We start from the raw sequence: 18618 nt of genomic DNA, 5'->3' as shown, positions 1-18618 counted from the left end.
TGCAAGATTGAGGGAACAGGTTATGGGAAATAAAACGATTCCCTATTTCCTAATATCTATCTGTGTAAATTAAAGGTGAAACGATCGTGACAACTACCCTAAAATTTGAAACTGCTAAGGCAGCAAATCTTGAAGAAGCCATTACTGAAGCCATTACTGAAGCCCGGACAACTTGTGAGCTTGATGGGAGCGATTCTGCTGGTTGTGCTGTAGCTTGGGACATTGTAGAAGAATTACAAGCTGAGAAAGCTCATCAACAACAAGCAAAACCAAACAAAACCTCTTTAGAAAATTATTGCGATCGCCATCCAGCTTCCGTAGAATGTTTGATCTACGACGTTTAACTTTTCCGTAAATCAGTTGTTGCTGATTGCGTTATTAGCTTAATTGTTTCTAAATCAAGTGGTGGTATTTCACTGTCCATTCCCAACCACAGCAGATATTCGATATTCCCAGCCGGGCCAGTGATCGGCGACCAAGTTAAGCCTTTGTATTTCCATCCTAATTCGTGGGCAGCTTGCAAAACCTGGAAAATGGCATCAGCTTGGTCGTTTGGATCGCGCACAACACCTTTTTTACCCACACGGGATCTGCCGACTTCAAACTGGGGCTTGACTAACAATACAGCTTCTCGGTTAGCTTGAGTTAGTTGCCACAAAGCAGGCAGAATCTTAGTTAAAGAAATAAACGATACATCCACCACGGACAAATCAGGAATCGGGTCATTTGCACCATATAACTCATCCGGTCGTAGTTGCCGTAGATTGGTGCGTTCCCGCAAAATCACCCGCGGATCATTTCGCAACCGCCAGTCAACTTGTCCGTAACCGACATCAATGCCGTAAACTTTTTTTGCTCCAGCTTGCAAGAGACAATCAGTAAAACCACCAGTAGAAATCCCACCATCTAAACAAATGCGCTCCATTACGGGAATGGCAAATACTGACAAAGCTTTAGAGAGTTTTTCACCGCCTCTAGAAACAAAAGGCGATCGCTCTTTAATATTTATTTGAGCCGTAATATCAACTTCTGTACCAGCTTTATCAACTAACTGCTGATTAACAGTAACTTCCCCTGCCTGAATTAGCCGTTGTGCTAAGGCGCGAGAAGAACATAAATTTAGCTCTACTAATAGTGTATCGAGTCGCTGTTTAGCCAATTAACTAGACTCTCCTGGTAAGATTAAAGTCAAAGCACGATTGATAATTTCTTCTTGGTTAACCAGCTTTTCTAATTCTTGGGCTTCATAACGACCTTCTTCTACTTCTAAGGAAGCCTCATCAATGGCATTTAAATAGGCTTCTGCTAAGATTTCTAATAATTCTTCTGGTGCAAGATAATAGCCTCCAGCTTGACGCCGCTTGTTTTCCCGCTGAATTTCCCGAACCGAATTCCGAATAGAGACTTCCCAAGAGCGAGTCGTGCGATTTTCAGCTTGTTGTTTAATCAGATGCAACAGCAAAATCACTGCATAGCTACGAATCGTCTTGATGATATCATTTCGGCTCATCTCTGTTAATTCTTCAACTATAATTAATGCTCCTTGAACATCGCCCTTAACAAGCAAGTCTTTTAGAGTTAATAATTCTTCCATAATCAGCGCCTCAAACATCGGCAACTTCTATTGTGGCTTATGGCGGTTCTAGTCTAGATAAGATAGGCTAATGCGTTTCATCTAAGAGCGATATCTACGATGGGCTACGCCTACGCAACTGCATACCATTATCCTTTTGGAATGCACAGAGTTTTTTATATAATTGTTCATATATAAGGCTTAAAAAAGCACAATGACAGATATTCGGCAGCAAACTGTCACACAACTGGATGCTTACAGCACTTTAGAAGCCCTGAAAGTGGCTGTTAGGGAATGGGTTAACACCTCAGACGGTAGCTTGGATACTTTAAAAAAAGTTCTAGAGACACATCTTGATGAGGATTACAACCTCAGTAATGAGGATTGGCAGCAACTCCAGAAACAAGATTTGACTTTCATCAGTGATGACGCAACCAGAGAAGAAGATATGCGTCGATTGCAGCGATACCGTGAAACAGGTGATGGTATTCCACATGAACAGGTAGCTTTGTGGTTAGCAAGTATTGGCACAGATCATGAGTATCCATGTCCAAGGTAATTTGGCTACCAGAAGCACTCAGTGACCTTGTACGGCTGTTCGATTTTTTGAAATTGCAGAATGAAAGTATTGCTTTTCAAGCTGCACAGGCAATTCGAGAGGCAGGCTTCAGCCTAGCTAATATGCCTTACAAAGGAACTGCTTTCGGCGATGGTTCAGAACGGCGGAAGTTGATAGTTCCATTTGGCAAATATGGTTATGTGATTCATTACTCTTTAGAGGACGACACAATTCTGGTTTTGCCTGTCTATCATGGTCGAGAAAATCGACCTCATTAAAAACGCCATATTTTAATGTTTGAGGTTCTGAAACTTGAGTAGTTAAAAATAATTAAGATACAGCAAAATCCGTGTATTACCGTAGTTCATAAGGATGGAAACCCAAGACAATATCTTCGCGCAAAATACCCGCTTCTAAATAATGCCTCTGCTACTGGCTGGGAAGTACCATCATATTGAATTCACACTTTATCATTAATAATATCTATATGTACCACCGAACCGTGTACGCGGCGCACACCATCCCAACCGACATGTAACACCTTGTAGTGTTCTCGCTCCGAGTCAATGACTGCTTCTGTCTCTATTTGACCGTTAGCAGGCTTGTGACTAGCATAGTCAAATATCAACTGACGAATAATTTCACGATACCGAGCTAGCTTATCCATCTGATAATCCTTTCTAGTTGCGGGCAAAAGCTTGAATAAAGCCCTTCTCAACGTCTAGAGTTAACAAAAAAGCGATCGCTCCATTAAACCAAAGTGCGATCGCTATTTATGCTTGTGTCGGGGCAGACACCTTGCCTACTTAAAATCTAAATATCTATCTCGCTCAACTCGCGTGTGATGTGATCGAATGGTTCATCCACAAAAGCAGTATTAACCACACCTGCGGCTGCTACTTGTTCCTTAATCAGATCCTTGAGAATTTGGATACCGCGAACCGTAGGCCCAATAGGCACTCCTAGAGAATTGTAAGTTTCCCGTAGCCCTTGTAGCACTCGTTCATCCAATACATTTGTGTTCCCAGCAACTAGCGCATAGGTGGCATAGCGCAGGTAGTAGTCCATATCCCGTAAACAAGCTGCATAACGACGAGTCGTATAAGAATTTCCACCAGGACGAATCAATTCTGGCAGTTCTTCAAATAACTTTAAACCAGCTTGCTTGACAAGTGCAGCCGCATTAGAATTTATCGCCGCTGCCGCTTGTACTCGTGCTGTACCACTATCAAAGTAAGATTTCAGGCTATCGATCGCATTCCGGTCAAAATACCGACCCGCTAGGTCATAATTCTTAATTAAACTTGTTACCGCATCGCGCATTCCTTCTTCTCCCAATCATTGCTATTTATGGTTTGATATTTATTTGGCTGCACTTATGCACCAGTAAACTTTTGTGCTATTAAAAATAGATTCGGCACAAAAACAATTTATCCACTATCTATGGATTCTATGCCAAAGTTGACCCCTATATGATGAACTTTCCAGTTTTGTACAGATGATCGCTGAAAGGTTAATATAACCTGATAATCCAGATATCTGTAGCACAAACTACAAAATCCGCTAATGTCTAGTATTTAAGATATTTCTGGTGTGTCACGGCCTGATTGAGATCAGCAGGGTTAGGATGCAATGTAAGATTCTGGTTGACTTTAGGAAATTGGTAGAGAAGGAGTAACAATGACAACACCCCAAGAACTCTTGAAGAGAATTCAAGATGAAAAAATTCAACTGATTGATCTCAAATTCATCGACACAGTAGGGACTTGGCAGCACCTCACACTGTACCAAAACCAAATCGATGAGACTGCATTCACTGATGGCGTAGCTTTTGACGGTTCCAGCATTCGGGGTTGGAAAGCGATCAACGAATCGGATATGACGATGGTACTCGACCCCAACACTGCTTGGATCGACCCATTCATGGAAGTACCAACACTAAGTATAATTTGTAGTATTAAAGACCCCCGCACGGGTGAACCGTACAACCGTTGCCCACGTGTTATTGCCCAAAAAGCAATAGATTACCTGGTTGCCAGTGGCATTGGTGATACAGCCTTCTTTGGCCCTGAAGCTGAGTTTTTTATCTTTGACAGTGCTAGGTTTGCCCAAACTGCTAACGAGGGCTACTACTTCTTAGACTCCGAAGAAGGTGCTTGGAATTCTGGTAAAGCCGGTACAGAGCAAAAACCCAACTTGGGTTACAAACCACGCTTCAAAGAAGGTTACTTCCCAGTCGCACCGACGGATTCTTTCCAAGATATCCGTACAGAGATGCTGTTGACAATGGCAGAATTAGGTGTGCCCATTGAAAAGCATCACCACGAAGTTGCTACTGGTGGTCAGTGCGAACTAGGTTTCAAGTTTGGAAAGTTGATCGAAGCGGCTGACTGGTTGATGATTTATAAATATGTCATCAAGAACGTTGCTAAGAAATACGGAAAAACCGTCACCTTCATGCCAAAACCGATTTTTGGCGATAACGGTTCGGGAATGCACTGTCACCAATCCATCTGGAGAGATGGCCAACCTCTGTTTGCAGGTGATAAGTATGCTGGCTTGAGCGATATGGCGTTGTACTACATTGGTGGTCTTCTCAAACACGCACCAGCGCTGTTGGCAATTACCAACCCCAGCACCAATTCATACAAGCGCCTAGTACCTGGTTATGAAGCTCCTGTTAACTTAGCTTACTCTGAAGGGAACCGTTCTGCTTCTATCCGTATTCCTCTATCTGGTAAGAACCCCAAAGCCAAGCGTTTAGAATTCCGTTGTCCAGATGCTACATCTAACCCCTACTTGGCATTTGCTGCAATGCTTTGTGCTGGTATCGATGGCATCAAGAACAAAATCCATCCTGGTGAACCCTTAGATAAGAATATCTATGAACTCTCTCCAGAGGAGCTTGCAAAGGTTCCCTCAACTCCAAGTTCTTTAGAACTGGCATTGCAAGCACTAGAAAACGATCACGGTTTCTTGACAGAATCAGGCGTTTTCACGGAAGACTTTATCGAAAATTGGATTGACTACAAGCTTAACGAAACCAAGCAGTTACAGCTGCGTCCTCATCCCTACGAGTTTTACCTCTATTACGATGCTTAATGAAGAGTCGTATTTAACTAAAAAGTAATAAGTTTTGCCACCCTAAAGTCGAGGGTGGCTTTTTTTTCCAGACTTGTCAGTTGAGGCATTCAATCAAAAAATCCAACTTATGACCCCTGAAACTTAGCTCATAGAAGCGTGGCTGGGGCCATAAATCATCCGACTGCTAGCATCTACTTTTCCTTGAATCGGGTTCCAGTAGTGAGATACTTCTTCAGGAAGACCAAGTTCTTGTGCCGCACGCATCAGCATTGATTGTTGGCGATTCTTGACTTGTTGGTGTTCACGCACCATTAATGCACGAGATTTATCTGCGATAGACATAACCATAGTCCCCTCTATTTTGTGAATATATAATTTTTGGCTTTTCTATAAACTACTATAGCAAAAAATCTGTAACATAGGCTACTTTTTACATAAATTTATGTTTGCCTTTGCTGACAATATTAGATATTTTTTCCTAAAGTTGGAAAACTCCCCCTAAGCCACCTTTGATGGCTAAAATCATCTGGCTTCAGGGTTGTCTCACCTGAAGAAACACACCTCTCTCAAGACAGAACATTTATTCGTTACTTTTATTTACATTTAAAAGGTCTGACACTTAAGTTCAACTCAAATGACTATTGTTTGTGACTTTTACCGTTTTTTTGGGTGAAGCGGCACAGATACAGCAGTTGCAAAAAATTAAGTTAGATTAAATAAAGATTTACAAAAATTTACATAAGTTATGACAGTTACCTACCCACGTAAATTTCAAAATGTTTTAAGTGCGAGAGATATATTGAAACAGGTGGTATGCGATCGCGAAATCCATCTAATTACTCTCAACCGCTACCGTTACAGTGAACAACGCAGTTGCAAAGACCTAACTGAGGTAATTGAACAACTGAATGGACAGCCACGGGAACTGGTGCGGGATTTGTCTCATCACATCTCAGATGAAGCTCGTCATGCCATGTGGTTAACTGACTTGTTGGCAGAACTGGGAGCGAATATTGGTAAGCCACCAGGTTCCTCCTATATCAACGAATTTGAACGCCTACTCGATCGTGAACAACAAGATCCAGTCGAAAGCCTCGAAGATTTTGTGATTTCTTCTCTTGCTGCGATTAACGTCACCGAAAAACGGGGTTGTGAGTATTTCTCTGCTCACATTTATGCACTCAAACAAGCACCTCAGACAGAAGAAAACATCAAAATTCGGGAAACGATTGAAAAAATTCTCCCAGAGGAAGCAGGACATGTCCGCTGGGGTAATCGTTGGCTAGGAGAACTTGCGCGTAAAAGTCCAGAACATCAGCAAAAAGTAGAGCAAGCCAAGCGAAAATATACCGCAATTGAACAAGCCGCATTTGAATCAGGAATGGATATTACCTTGGGTGCAGAACTACGGCGAGTTGCCAACCTGGTGGAAGTCGCAAAGACCATGCCGCTTTGGCAACGCCCTCAATATTTGATGGAACGCTTACCCCAGACTTTGCTAGCGCCGGAGTTGCAATTTACTAGGATTCAGGCTGCACAAAAGGCTTGGCAGCGAGATCCACAGATGTTTATTGAGAAGTTTGTGCCAATGTTCCTCAACGGCATCCAAGGAAGAGAAAGTAGCCGCAAGAATACAACGGTGTAAAAGGGCATTGGGCATTGGGCAGAGGGGCAGAGGGGAAAAACTTACTTACTGATCCTCTGCTCCCCACTCTCCACTCCCTTTTCTTTAAGTAAAATTCATCTAAAAAGGCCAAATGCAAAACTTTGCATCTGGCCTTGGGTGTAAAATAATTAAAAAGACTAAGATGATCTGGCAGATCCTTCTTAACACTTATTTTATTTTGTCGGGAGCCATCTACGAGGAGAACGAATCAAGGGGCAAAAGTAGGTCAAGAATAGTAGATTTGTTAGCAAGTGCAATAAACCTATACTACTTATACGAATCCATACGCTAGATAAGCAACAAATGAAACGAAAGGGATTTTATGCTTCGGCAAAGGACGCTAAACAGATGTCAGAGCGAAGATCGGTTACTTTCTTATGTAGATCATCAGCTACTGAATGTATGAGAAGAAAATCTATTGGGGAATAAAGTGAAGTTGCCTTAATACTATTTCCTCAACAAGCACAATGTCTGAATTAGATGTGCTTTAGATTAACTGATAGCCTAAGTAACATCTATTTTTAGAGCCGTTGAGGATTGAGATGCAAAGCTTTCTACCGAATATGAGCAACAGTTGTAGAGCTTTTGAGGAGTTGGTAATGCTATTGATCAAAGCACTTAAATTGATTTGCTTTTGATCGGCAGGATTGGGGCCAACTATATATACAAAGTATATACAAAGTTTGCAGTTGAAATACTAAGCGATCGCTGAAGACTTTCGTGTGTCAACTGTATATATCTCTGCCAGAAAAGCTGTGTTAGAGATGGTAACGCAACATCGTGTTTTCTGGTAATTCTGTTCCTTTGAGGAAAGAGTCATTACCCTACAGTAGTTAAACCACAGCATAGATATTTCGGACTTTTTGTGTCACTTCTCTGCGCCCACTACCGCGATGACGTGGTGCATCATCTGAAGCTTGTTCAGATGCCGCCGAGAGCCACTGTTCCGAAGTAGGCGTGGAAGGCAGCCCTGTTGATAAGTGATTGACCATTGCTTGGCAGTTAAAAGCTAAGGGGCCGAACACCAGACTCGAGACTAAAAGTGAAATGGCAGCACGCATAGCAGATGTCTATTTTGGAACTCTCCACTTCACTGATACTTAGCTTTTTGATTAATATCCGGACAATTCATCAAAAAGTATTCTGTTTTACTGAAAATAAACTCTTCTTATCCTCCGTTTAAATGTTCCACTAATAACCAATTACCAGAGTGATTGTAACGACCCCACAATGTAACTAATTGTTCGTGGGGATAAGCGCGTAATTGCTCGTCGATATGCGATCGCAAAGTCACAAGCTGCCAACTTTGCCCTTGATATGCGGCTGGTGCTGTGACAGTGAATTTGTATTCCTGCTGTTCCAAGCGGTAAAAGATGCCTTTGAAACAGTTACTCTCCTGAATTAATGCCTTGTCAAAAGCAGAGTCAGGGCAATCGCCACTAACTGGATAGGCTTGTGGGTTATCTAAGTAATACAGTTGCCAGTGCCGCCAATCCGAACGATTGGGAGGAAGATTAAACAAAGGAATAATTAGCGCTTTTGAGCGATTATCTTCTAATAAAGCCGTTTGCAGCTTTCTAATAGGTAAATCCCTCGGCTGGCAGTTTAATTCAACACATATCGCCGCCGCCATCCCTGCTGCTTGACCAATGCCCATCACCACAGGTTGTAATCTGGTAGCGCCATTGGCAATGTGGGATACAGAAATATTCTTTTCACAGACCAAGAAACCATCTGTTGTGGCTGGAATTAGACAACTGTAGGGAATTGTAAAGGGAGTCCCCGTCCAACGTCCTCCCCAGCGGATGGATTTAGGTTGCAGTGGGAATTGAACGCCAGGATAATGATGGTCATTGGCGTAGTTACCAACCGCGATTGCTTCGCAAACGCCAAGGGCGAACGCATCATTAAATATAGATGCAACTCTACCTCTGGCGATCGGCAAAATATCCTGTTCTCGTATAGTAGTTAGCCCCACCAAGCGGCGGCTTTCCCGGTAATAAGGATGCAGTGCAAAAGCTGTAGAGGTGTGAGGAAATACTTTTTCTGCTAAACCATAGCGACGACCAAGCTGTTTTTGGATAAAATGAGCAAAATTTTGGCTGTGCCAGCGAGATTCTTGGATGAATTCACCTCTGGATACATCTGACTCTATCAACCGCTCTACCCCTTCGCCGTAGTCATTGCCACAGATTGGCCAATTCATCATAAACAGGCCACCAGGCAAACGTCCATAATTTAAAAATGTCTCTGCTCCATAGCCATCCCAAGCACCTATAAACTGCGATGGATTATAGTTAGGCGCAGCCGCAATTTCTGGTGCTATCGCTTCACCAAAGTCTTGCATAATCACTACATAAGTGGGCGCTTGCACAGGATATTTCTGGGTTAAAGAGTTAAAAGTCACTGGGGCGCTGGGTTCTCCCCACTCAGATTGCAATTCCCAGCCCCAGCGGTAAGGTATATCAGCTAAAGGTAATAAATCTCCTAATTCTGTAGCGTCGAGAATAATCTTGGCTGTGACAGCAAAATCTGTAAAGCAGACACCAGTAATCAAATCAGCTTGTCGGTAAACATCTATTGGTACTTGTCCAGAAATCCAGTGCAGATTCGGCAATTCTTGCACCCAATCAGCAAAAATCTCTGCCCCAATTCGGGGATCGTAACTAAAAAAGCTTACCCAGCTATTATCTAATCCTCCAGGCTGTCGTTGTCGCAATTCCTGCAAAAACGCACCCCATAACCCTGTTTGAAAGGCTTCTAATTCATTCCCATCCGGTACAGACACTCCAGCCGAAGTTAGCATTCCTCCCAACCAAGGAAATTCACTTACCAAAATGGTTTTAGCTCCCCGTCGCGCCGCTTGGATAGCAGCCGCAGTCCCTCCAGTTCCTCCACCAACAACTAAGACATCAGCTGTATATGTCTGATGAACCATGACCAAATCCTCCACCAGGGTTAGCTATCTAGCTGATTTCGGTTGATCCTTGGCTCTACTTTTATCAGCTGAGTTTATAATTCACCTCTAGAAATCAGCTTTTGTCAAGTTTAAATTGATGGGTAAGCAAAACACTTAAGTGCTTACTACGAACCCTCAAAACTAGCTTTACAAGGTAGTAACGTAGTTATGTACGAAATATTACATATTGATTTTGGTGAAGTATAGGGTCTTGCATTTTACACATCTGTATGCAAAGATAATTTCACACAAAATACTGTAAATCTATCAAGTTACAGGATTAACTGAAGCTTAATACTTTTAAATCTAGCTGATTGCAAATGAAGGCATTCAGCGAGTATTAATTTGGCAATGAATAACTAAAATCTAAATAATTATTTACTTTAGTGTAAATCACACCAACAAACTGAAGAAGAAAGAATAATTTAGACTAAAAAACAATGTGGATTGTTAAACTTGCTCTTCGTCGCCCCTATACATTTGTAATTACTTCTATACTTATTTTTGTCTTAGGAGTAGTTACTATTACGCGCATGGCAACGGACATTTTTCCAGAAATTAATATTCCCGTTGTCAGTGTAATTTGGTCTTATAGTGGTGTCTCACCAGAAGAAATGGAACAGCGTATCGTTACAGCGAGCGAACGCTCTTTTACAACGACTGTCAATGATATTGAACACATCGAATCGCAATCACTCAATGGTGTTAGCGTCATTAAAGTTTTCTTCCAACCAGGAGCAAAAATTGAGGCAGCAGTAGCTCAACTTACCTCTAATACTCAAACAATTCTTCGAGGTTTACCTCCAGGAATTACACCTCCTTTAATTATTCGCTACAATGCCTCTAATGTGCCCATTCTTCAGCTAAGTGTTAGCAGCACATCGCTATCAGAGCAAGAACTTTACGATAACGGTAATAATTTTCTGCGGACTCAGCTAGCGACTGTTCAAGGTGCGTCTGTACCGTTACCTTATGGAGGTAAGCCTCGGCAGATTATGGTAGATATTGACCCGCAGGCGCTATTTGCCAAAGGTCTTTCAGCTACAGATGTCACAACCGCAATCAGCGCCCAAAATCTTATCTTACCTGGGGGCAATGCCAAATTAGGCGATCGCGAGTACAGTGTTCGACTCAATAGCAGTCCCCAAGTCTTAGACGCGTTAAACAATTTACCCATTAAACAGATTAACGGCACTGTAATTTATATACGTGATGTTGCCCAAGTTCATGATGGCTTTGCAGTGCAGAATAATATTGTTCGTCGAGATGGGCGACGTTCTAGCTTATTGACCATTCTCAAAAGTGGTAGTGCTTCAACTTTAGATGTTGTTGCTAGAGTCAAAGAAAGACTACCCAAAATTCAAGCTACATTACCCAAAGAATTAGATTTAGAAATCTTATTTGATCAATCTATATTTGTTAAAGCTTCTATCCACGGAGTATTAACCGAAGGATTGATTGCAGCTTGTTTAACTGCCGCGATGATTTTATTATTCTTAGGCAGTTGGCGCAGCACTTTAATTGTGGCAATTTCCATTCCTTTATCAATTCTTTGTTCTATCATTGCTCTGCGATTGATAGGACAAACTCTGAATATTATGACCTTGGGAGGTCTATCTCTAGCAGTTGGGATTTTAGTTGATGATGCCACAGTAGAAATTGAAAATATCCACCGCAATCTGGGACAAGGAAAACCTCTACAACAAGCTATTTTAGATGGCGCACAACAAATAGCTGTTCCGGCTTTCGTTTCTACCTTGGCAATATGTATTGTTTTTATCCCAATTATCTTTTTAACAGGAGTAGCACAATCGCTATTTATGCCTTTAGGAATGGCGGTTGTTTTTGCGATGCTTGCTTCCTATCTACTGTCGCGGACAGTAGTACCAATGTTGGCAAAGTTTCTCCTTGGAAAGGAATTACATCTTTATACTGAACATGAAAATCTAGAGAATAACGGTAATGGTCATGTAATTAACAAAAAAGATATTTTCTGGCGGATTCATGAGCAGTTTAATCGCCAATTTGATAAATTTCGCCAAAACTATCGAAATACTTTAGCTAAAGCTCTAAATCATCGCGGTGTAGTTTTTGCCATGTTTGGTGCTTTTTGGGTAAGTGCCTTAGTTTTACTACCTTTTGTCGGTCAAGACTTTTTTCCACAAGTAGATGCAGGTCAGTTTCGGTTGCATGTCCGCGCTCCTGCGGGAACACGACTTGAAAAGACAGAACAGATTTTTACTCAAGTTGAAAATGAGATTCGCCAAGTTATTCCTGAGCAAGAATTAGAAATTATTCTTGACAATATTGGTTTACCTGTAGGTGGAGTTAACCTGGCTTTTAGCGACACAGCAACCATCGGCCCTGGTGATGGGGAAATTCTTGTCGGTCTTAAAGAAGGTAAACATCATTCTACTTGGCAATATGTTAGACAACTACGCCAAAAATTAACTGCCCAATTTCCTGAATTAACTTTCTTTTTCCAACCTGCGGATATAGTAACTCAAATTCTCAATTTCGGTTTACCAGCCCCTATTGATATTCAGGTCATAGGCCCAGCTAAGAATCGTCGAGATAATTACAAAATTGCCCAACAAATTAAAACCAAAATAGCTCAAATTCCGGGAGCAGTTGATGTTCATTTACATCAAGTCGTTGATGCCCCAGACCTACGTATTAATGTAGATCGTTCTCAAGCACAGCGTAACGGTTTAACTCAACGAGATGTTGCCAATAATCTACTCACATCATTAAGTTCTAGTGGTCAAACATCACCCAATTTTTGGCTTGATCCTATCAAAGGAGTCAGTTATCCAATAGCAGTACAAGTTCCCCAGTACAAACTTAACTCACTAGAAAAAATTCAGAATACTCCTGTAGCTAACGGTTCTAGCTCGTCACAACTTTTAAGCAATATTGCTATTGCTAAACGTGGAAAAGCTCCTGCTGTTGTTAATCATTACAATGTACAGCCTGTATTTAACATTTACGCCAATGTTCAAGGTCGTGATTTAGGTGGTGTAGCCAGCGATATTTATAAAATAGTTGGGCAATTTCAGCAGAAGTTACCACGTGGAACCTCAATTATGGTGAAAGGCCAAGTAGAAACGATGAATTCATCTTTTCTAGGATTAGAAGTAGGATTGATATTTGCTATTGGATTAGTTTATTGCTTAATAGTAGTCAACTTTCAATCTTGGATTGATCCATTCATTATTATGATGGCACTACCAAATGCTTTAGCCGGAATTGTCTGGATATTGTTTGTGACTAATACGACTTTTAGTGTACCTTCTTTGATGGGTGCAATTATGAGTATTGGGGTTGCTACTGCCAATAGTATTTTGCTTGTCACCTTTGCTAATGAACAACGTCTAATAGGAGAAAAAGCTGTTTCTGCCGCTTTAGCTGCTGGTTATACCCGTTTGCGTCCAGTATTAATGACTGCTGGGGCAATGATTATGGGGATGTTACCAATGTCTCTTGGTTTAGGAGAAGGTGGTGAACAAAATGCTCCTTTAGGACGTGCTGTAATTGGTGGATTATTAGCAGCGACAGTGGCAACTTTAATTTTTGTACCCGTAATTTACAGTATTTTGCGCCGAAAACAACCCCAAAATTTAGAGTTGGAGGAAGAACTATCCTCTACTATCAAATTAACTGTAGCTAATCGGTAAATTTTTCGTGAATAATTAGAGCCCCGACTTCTCTAAGAAGTCGGGGATCTGAAAGAATTTTGATAAATCAACAAATCAAATAGAATTCTATAGTATGGATACTCAAGAAAATACCCAAGTTGATAATTCTGATATTGCAGCAACGACTAAAAAAAGTCGTTTCACTTCGATCACCATTATTGCTACGACTACTTTAGTTGTTACTGGACTTTTAGCACTTGGTATTATACCTCGTTTACAAAAGCAATCAGAATTAAATGCTTTCGCTAAATCTACAACAAAAAAAGTCTCTTCGGTTAATGTAGTTAAGCCAAAAGTTGCTGCTAATTTCACCGAACTAGTTCTACCTAGCAGTATTCAAGCCAGCCAAGAAACCACAATTTATGCCCGTACTAGTGGCTATTTACAAAAAAAATTAGTGGATATTGGCGAACGTGTTAATAGGGGACAGCTATTAGCTATAATTGATGCCCCGGAAACTGACCAAGATATACAGCAAGCTCGTGCTGAATTGGCAAAGTCTGAGGCTAATCTCGCTCAAGTTCAGGCAGATTTAGCACAAAAGCAAAGTAATCTTTCTCAAACAAAAGCTAACTTAAAAGCTAGACAAGCGGAATTAGCTGAAGCACGTACTAACCTAGAACTAGCACGTCAAACTTGGCAACGTTGGCAATTACTTCAAAACCAAGGAGCCGTGACTACACAAGCTGCTGATGAACGTGAAAGTGCTTTTAATGCAAGTCGAGCTAATGTAGATACTTTAATTGCTCGCGTTAATTCAGACCAAGAAAGTGTAAATACTGCTCTTGCAGCTATTAATTCCCAAAAAGCTAACATTAATGCGTTTATCGCAAGTAGGAGTGTTAGTAAATCAGATTTACAACGGATAACTTCTTTACAAACATTCAAACAAATTGTTGCTCCTTTTGCAGGTGTAATTACTGCTCGTAACATAGATATAGGAGCTTTAATTTCTGCGGGTAGCAATAATAATAGTGGAAATTCCTGGTTATTTAAGATTGCTCAGACAAAGAATTTACGTATCCGAATTAATGTTCCCCAGGCTTTTGTGCAATCAATTCACACTGGACAAACTGCGCTTGTTCGTGTTCGTGAGCTACCGAAAAAATCTTTTGCTGGTAAAGTTATTCGGACTGCTGATGTCTTAGATGCTACTTCTAATACCCTGTTAACTGAAATTGAAGTACAGAATTCAGACAATGTGTTGCGTCCTGGAATGTATGCTGAAGTGACTTTTAAGGCTGAACGTGCCAATCCACCTTTATTAGTACCAGCTAATACCTTAGTTATTAATGCAGATGGTATACAAGTAGCCACTGTGACGAAGGAAAAGAAAGTTAGGTATCAAAAAGTAGAGCTTGGACGAGATTATGGTACTGAAGTTGAAGTTGTTTCTGGTTTAAGCCCTAATGTTAGGTTAATTACTAATCCTACGGATGCTCTTCAAGATGGGAAATCGGTTCAGGTACTTGCATCCAAGCCTAAGATTAAGAATTGAATTTTGAATTTGGAGCGTACCCCATCTCTACGGGACGCTTTGTGAATGGGGAAGCAAGCGACGTGACTACGCAAGAGTTATGGAATAACGTAGACGCTTCGGCTTGCCGCAGGCTACCACAGAGGCACGGAGGACACGGAGAAATCAGAGTTTGAGAGATATTTTGTGTAAGTCCTATAGCTTAACGTTGACCACTAATGCTACATCTAGTATCGTTGAGCGGGGAAAAACCAACGTGAAAGCACAGGTATTTAGAGGCGTTAATCAACTTTCTTACGAAGATATCCCAGTTCCAACCGTGGAACCAGATGAAGTGCTGGTACAGGTGCGGGTTGTGGGGTTGTGTCAATCAGATATTAAAAAAATTCGTTATCCACTATATGAACCGCCGCGCATTTTTGGACATGAAACTGCCGGCACGATCGCAGCAATAGGCAATAATGTCAAAGGTTGGCAAGTTGGACAACGGGTAGCAGTGATGCACCACATTCCCTGTATGCGTTGCGCCTACTGCCTAAATGATAATTTCTCGATGTGCGATGTTTACAAAAACATTTCCACTACCGCAGGCTTTAACGCCAGTGGCGGCGGTTTTGCCGATTATGTCAAGGTTCCTGGACATATTGTGGAAAATGGTGGGTTGATTCCCATCCCGGATAACATCAGTTTTGAAGAAGCGAGTTTTGTAGAACCAACTAACTGCTGCTTGAAAGCTGTGAAAAAAGCTCAAATTGCCCCAGGACAAACTGTATTAGTTACTGGTGCTGGGCCCATTGGGTTAATGTTTATCATGTTGGTGAAGTATTTCGGAGCAAAAGCGATCGCTACTGATTTACTACCGTCTAGAATTGAAAAAGCCTTGAGTGTCGGTGCAGAGGCGGCTTTTGATGCTCGTGATCCCGATTTACCTGCCAAAATCTCTGCCTTAACTGGTGGACTGGGTGTTGATATTACTCTGCTGGCTGTTCCTAGCGAAAAAGCTTTCTTTCAAGCACTTGATAGTACCCGCAAAGGCGGTAAAATCTTATTTTTCGCTGAATTCCCCGATGAGGTGGAAATTCCCATTAATCCCAATATCCTCTACCGTCGAGAAATTGACTTGATAGGTAGTTATAGCTCATCTTATCGGCTTCAGAGTTTATCAGCCGATATTGTGTTTAATCAGCGAATTGATGTAAAAGCGTTGATTAGCGATCGCTATCCATTAAAAGATTTATCAGCAGCTGTTGAGCAAGCGATCGCACCCACACCAGATACTTATAAAATCTTAATTTACCCGTAAAAGGAAATTCCTTATCTCCCGATACGGTTCGGTTAAGGCAAGAGACGCGATAAATCGCCGTCTCTACAATCTAGGGCGTGTCATCAAAAAACCTTATCCGAACCGTATTGCCCATCTCCTTCATCTCCCCAAAATGCTTATTATCCTACTTTTCGTAGCTTTACTAGCTTTCTACGTTGCTTGGAATCTCGGAGCAAACGATGTCGCTAACGCGATGGGAACCTCTGTCGGTTCCAAAGCTGTCACCCTCAAACAAGCACTAATAATTGCTGGTGTATTAGAGTTTACGGGTGCTGTGTTGTTTGGACATGAGGTAACAGAAACCCTAGCAACGAAAATTGCTAATCCCGCCTTGTTCGCAGCTACACCCCAAATATTCGTTACTGGGATGGTAACAGTATTAATATCCTGTGGTGTGTGGTTGCAAATTGCCACATCACGCGGTTTACCTGTATCGTCTTCTCATGCGGTTGTTGGTGCGATCGCTGGATTTAGTTGGGTAGCTTTGGGAGTAGGTGCAATTGATTGGTCATCAATTGGTTTAATTACCATTGGCTGGGTTTTAACGCCGTTAATTAGTGGTGCGATCGCTGCTTTATTTTATAGTCAAATCAAGCACTGGATTTTAGATCAACCTAATCAAGTAGTCCAGTTACAAGAGTGGATTCCCTGGTTGAGTACTGCGCTGCTAGGTGTATTCGGCGTGATTGTCTTACCATCGCTCACAGAACCGCTAACCAATTTTGTAATTGAGCAAGTTGGTTTTACGATCCCTGCTTACGACATCCCCCTGTTAACAGGTGCAATCGCAGCCGTTGGACTCACAATCATTAGTTGGCGACAATTGGGAGAGAGCGGAGATAAGGAAGACAAGGGAGAAATATTCCCCAATCCAGTAGAAAGATTATTTGCCCGATTCCAACTACTAAGTGCTTGCTTTGTCGCCTTTGCTCATGGTTCTAATGATGTGGGAAATGCGATCGCTCCTTTAGCTGCGATCGTTTACATCAATCGTACTGGTAGCGTACCTATTGATGGTATAATTATCCCCCTTTGGATTTTAATTCTTGGTGGTGCTGGTATTGTTGGTGGTTTAGCTGTCTGGGGAAAAAAAGTCATTGCCACTATTGGCGAAAACATTATTGCCTTGCAACCTAGTAGTGGATTTTGTGCCGAACTTGCTACTGCTACTACCATCCTCATCGCCTCCCGGCTAGGTTTACCAGTCTCCACTTCCCACGCTCTCGTCGGCGGTGTAGTTGGTATTGGACTAGTGCAAAATATTAAGTCGATTAAGTTTCAAACACTAAAAGGTATTGCTGCCGCATGGCTAATTACAATCCCCGTGAGTGCTGCCCTGAGCGCTGCCATTTTTAGCATCGCCCAGATTTTATTCTTCTAAGAATTATTAATATTTTCCAAACTTTTCCTCTACTGGAATTTACTCAAAGCAAAACCCAGACTGCAACAACGCCAAAAAAAGCGTGTTTTTGCAGAATTGCTGCTCATTCATTAGAATGTTGTGCAGGGGATAGCGTAACTTTGAATTTCCACAGAAGGATACTTTAATCTCTCTTTAGAGATATAAACTGTCACACCAGTTACATTCCACACAAATTTACAGCTAGTTTCGCAAGTCAGACAATTTGGTGGGGATATCCAGCGACAATTCGCCTACGCACACGCATCTGTGAATCTTTGACAATTATTATTGGCAGCAAAACAATAAATATTTATTTGGAGTGAGATTTTTTTAAAAGTAAAAATTTCATTGGCAAATAATTTATGAAAATTAAACTGACCAAAAATAAAAAAGTCTCTATTTAAGGGACTTTCAGGCGTGGCGATCGATCCAAAATCCCTTTTGGTTGGGCAATCCCCCAAACGCTCTAGCGTCGCTAACGATGGGAACCGCCCTTCGGGTTCGCCACTTTGCCAGACGCTCGTTCGCTCTTAGCCTCTCCCTTCTCCCAAAGGGAGAGGCTAACGCCAAGGGAGAAGACTCGCTAACGCTGCGCTAACGACGCAAAGCGCCAAGACGGCAAGTGGACTCACCAATACGGGTGATACCTCACCAAAATTCCAAATCTAATGGTTAAATACTTATCAATGCTGAAAAGAACACGGTGTAGTAAGCTGTGTGGCAAACTTAGATGCTTTGCTAACCTGTGTCTAGTATGACAGAATTACGTTGAAATGCGGAAGTGCTGTTAAAATTTTTAATTTATCTGACAAAATACAGGAAATTAGGATGACCGCCAATCAAGTGTACGGGAAGCAGCTTTATCGTCAAAGTGTT

The 18618-nt window shown here is 41.6% G+C and carries 16 protein-coding genes; 9 read left to right on the top strand and 7 right to left on the bottom strand.

Going from position 1 to position 18618, the window contains the following annotated elements; all coding sequences use genetic code 11:
• Positions 1 to 86: 86 nt before the first annotated feature.
• A complete protein-coding gene (locus HWQ42_RS34425) occupies positions 87 to 344 on the top strand; it encodes a Calvin cycle protein CP12 (RefSeq protein WP_094349719.1) in 258 nt (85 codons plus the stop codon).
• Here HWQ42_RS34425 and HWQ42_RS34420 read toward each other — a convergent pair.
• Both HWQ42_RS34420 and HWQ42_RS34415 read right to left on the bottom strand, forming a co-directional pair.
• A complete protein-coding gene (locus tag HWQ42_RS34420; protein WP_292820391.1) occupies positions 341 to 1159 on the bottom strand; it encodes a TlyA family RNA methyltransferase in 819 nt (272 codons plus the stop codon). The two genes, HWQ42_RS34425 and HWQ42_RS34420, sit on opposite strands and share 4 nt — an antisense overlap.
• Positions 1160 to 1594 (bottom strand): DUF29 family protein, encoded by a 435-nt coding sequence (locus tag HWQ42_RS34415; protein ID WP_292733651.1) that lies wholly within the window; start codon positions 1592 to 1594, stop codon positions 1160 to 1162.
• A gap of 193 nt (positions 1595 to 1787) precedes the next feature.
• Here HWQ42_RS34415 and HWQ42_RS34410 point away from each other — a divergent pair, with 193 nt between their 5' ends.
• Both HWQ42_RS34410 and HWQ42_RS34405 read left to right on the top strand, forming a co-directional pair.
• On the top strand, positions 1788 to 2132 hold the full coding sequence (locus tag HWQ42_RS34410) for a hypothetical protein (protein WP_292820388.1): 345 nt from the start codon (positions 1788 to 1790) through the stop codon (positions 2130 to 2132).
• Positions 2120 to 2410 (top strand): type II toxin-antitoxin system RelE/ParE family toxin, encoded by a 291-nt coding sequence (locus tag HWQ42_RS34405; RefSeq protein ID WP_292733544.1) that lies wholly within the window; start codon positions 2120 to 2122, stop codon positions 2408 to 2410. Before HWQ42_RS34410 ends, HWQ42_RS34405 begins: the two co-directional genes overlap by 13 nt.
• Before the next feature lie 182 nt (positions 2411 to 2592).
• Here the strand turns inward: HWQ42_RS34405 and HWQ42_RS34400 are convergent, their stop codons facing one another.
• Complete coding sequence (locus tag HWQ42_RS34400) at positions 2593 to 2799, bottom strand: element excision factor XisI family protein (protein ID WP_292733541.1); 207 nt, start codon at positions 2797 to 2799, stop codon at positions 2593 to 2595.
• A gap of 146 nt (positions 2800 to 2945) precedes the next feature.
• Positions 2946 to 3455, bottom strand: coding sequence for an allophycocyanin subunit beta (gene apcB / locus HWQ42_RS34395; protein WP_094349722.1), 510 nt, complete (start codon positions 3453 to 3455; stop codon positions 2946 to 2948).
• 357 nt (positions 3456 to 3812) lie between these two features.
• On the opposite strand from apcB, the gene glnA reads away from it, so the two are divergent.
• Positions 3813 to 5234 carry a type I glutamate--ammonia ligase gene (gene glnA, locus HWQ42_RS34390; protein ID WP_292733535.1) on the top strand — a complete coding sequence of 474 codons (1422 nt, stop codon included), beginning with the start codon at positions 3813 to 3815 and terminating at the stop codon, positions 5232 to 5234.
• A gap of 123 nt (positions 5235 to 5357) precedes the next feature.
• On the opposite strand, the gene HWQ42_RS34385 is transcribed toward glnA, so the two are convergent.
• Entirely contained in the window at positions 5358 to 5558 is a 201-nt protein-coding gene (locus HWQ42_RS34385) for a hypothetical protein (RefSeq protein ID WP_012411649.1), read from the bottom strand.
• Positions 5559 to 5961: 403 nt separating this feature from the next.
• Between HWQ42_RS34385 and HWQ42_RS34380 the strand changes: the two genes are divergently transcribed.
• On the top strand, positions 5962 to 6861 hold the full coding sequence (locus tag HWQ42_RS34380; RefSeq protein WP_292820385.1) for a ferritin-like domain-containing protein: 900 nt from the start codon (positions 5962 to 5964) through the stop codon (positions 6859 to 6861).
• An 854-nt stretch (positions 6862 to 7715) separates the two neighbouring features.
• Here HWQ42_RS34380 and HWQ42_RS34375 read toward each other — a convergent pair.
• Both HWQ42_RS34375 and HWQ42_RS34370 read right to left on the bottom strand, forming a co-directional pair.
• Positions 7716 to 7874 (bottom strand): hypothetical protein, encoded by a 159-nt coding sequence (locus HWQ42_RS34375; RefSeq protein WP_334954717.1) that lies wholly within the window; start codon positions 7872 to 7874, stop codon positions 7716 to 7718.
• Between the two features lie 176 nt (positions 7875 to 8050).
• Entirely contained in the window at positions 8051 to 9820 is a 1770-nt protein-coding gene (locus HWQ42_RS34370) for an FAD-dependent oxidoreductase (RefSeq protein ID WP_292820382.1), read from the bottom strand.
• A 461-nt stretch (positions 9821 to 10281) separates the two neighbouring features.
• On the opposite strand from HWQ42_RS34370, the gene HWQ42_RS34365 reads away from it, so the two are divergent.
• From HWQ42_RS34365 to HWQ42_RS34350, 4 genes are all read left to right on the top strand, one after another.
• The gene (locus HWQ42_RS34365) at positions 10282 to 13518 is read left to right on the top strand and encodes an efflux RND transporter permease subunit (RefSeq protein ID WP_292820379.1); all 3237 of its coding nucleotides are present in this window, start codon (positions 10282 to 10284) and stop codon (positions 13516 to 13518) included.
• 94 nt (positions 13519 to 13612) lie between these two features.
• Positions 13613 to 15037, top strand: coding sequence for an efflux RND transporter periplasmic adaptor subunit (locus HWQ42_RS34360; protein WP_292820376.1), 1425 nt, complete (start codon positions 13613 to 13615; stop codon positions 15035 to 15037).
• 235 nt (positions 15038 to 15272) lie between these two features.
• Positions 15273 to 16319, top strand: coding sequence for a zinc-dependent dehydrogenase (locus HWQ42_RS34355; protein ID WP_292820498.1), 1047 nt, complete (start codon positions 15273 to 15275; stop codon positions 16317 to 16319).
• Positions 16320 to 16452: 133 nt separating this feature from the next.
• Complete coding sequence (locus HWQ42_RS34350; protein WP_292820373.1) at positions 16453 to 17721, top strand: inorganic phosphate transporter; 1269 nt, start codon at positions 16453 to 16455, stop codon at positions 17719 to 17721.
• The last annotated feature ends 897 nt before the right edge of the window (positions 17722 to 18618 follow it).

Origin of the sequence: Nostoc sp. JL23, assembly GCF_017115065.1 — a bacterium.
Taxonomy (GTDB): domain Bacteria; phylum Cyanobacteriota; class Cyanobacteriia; order Cyanobacteriales; family Nostocaceae; genus Nostoc; species Nostoc punctiforme_A.
This window is presented reverse-complemented; position numbering and strand designations above follow the sequence as displayed.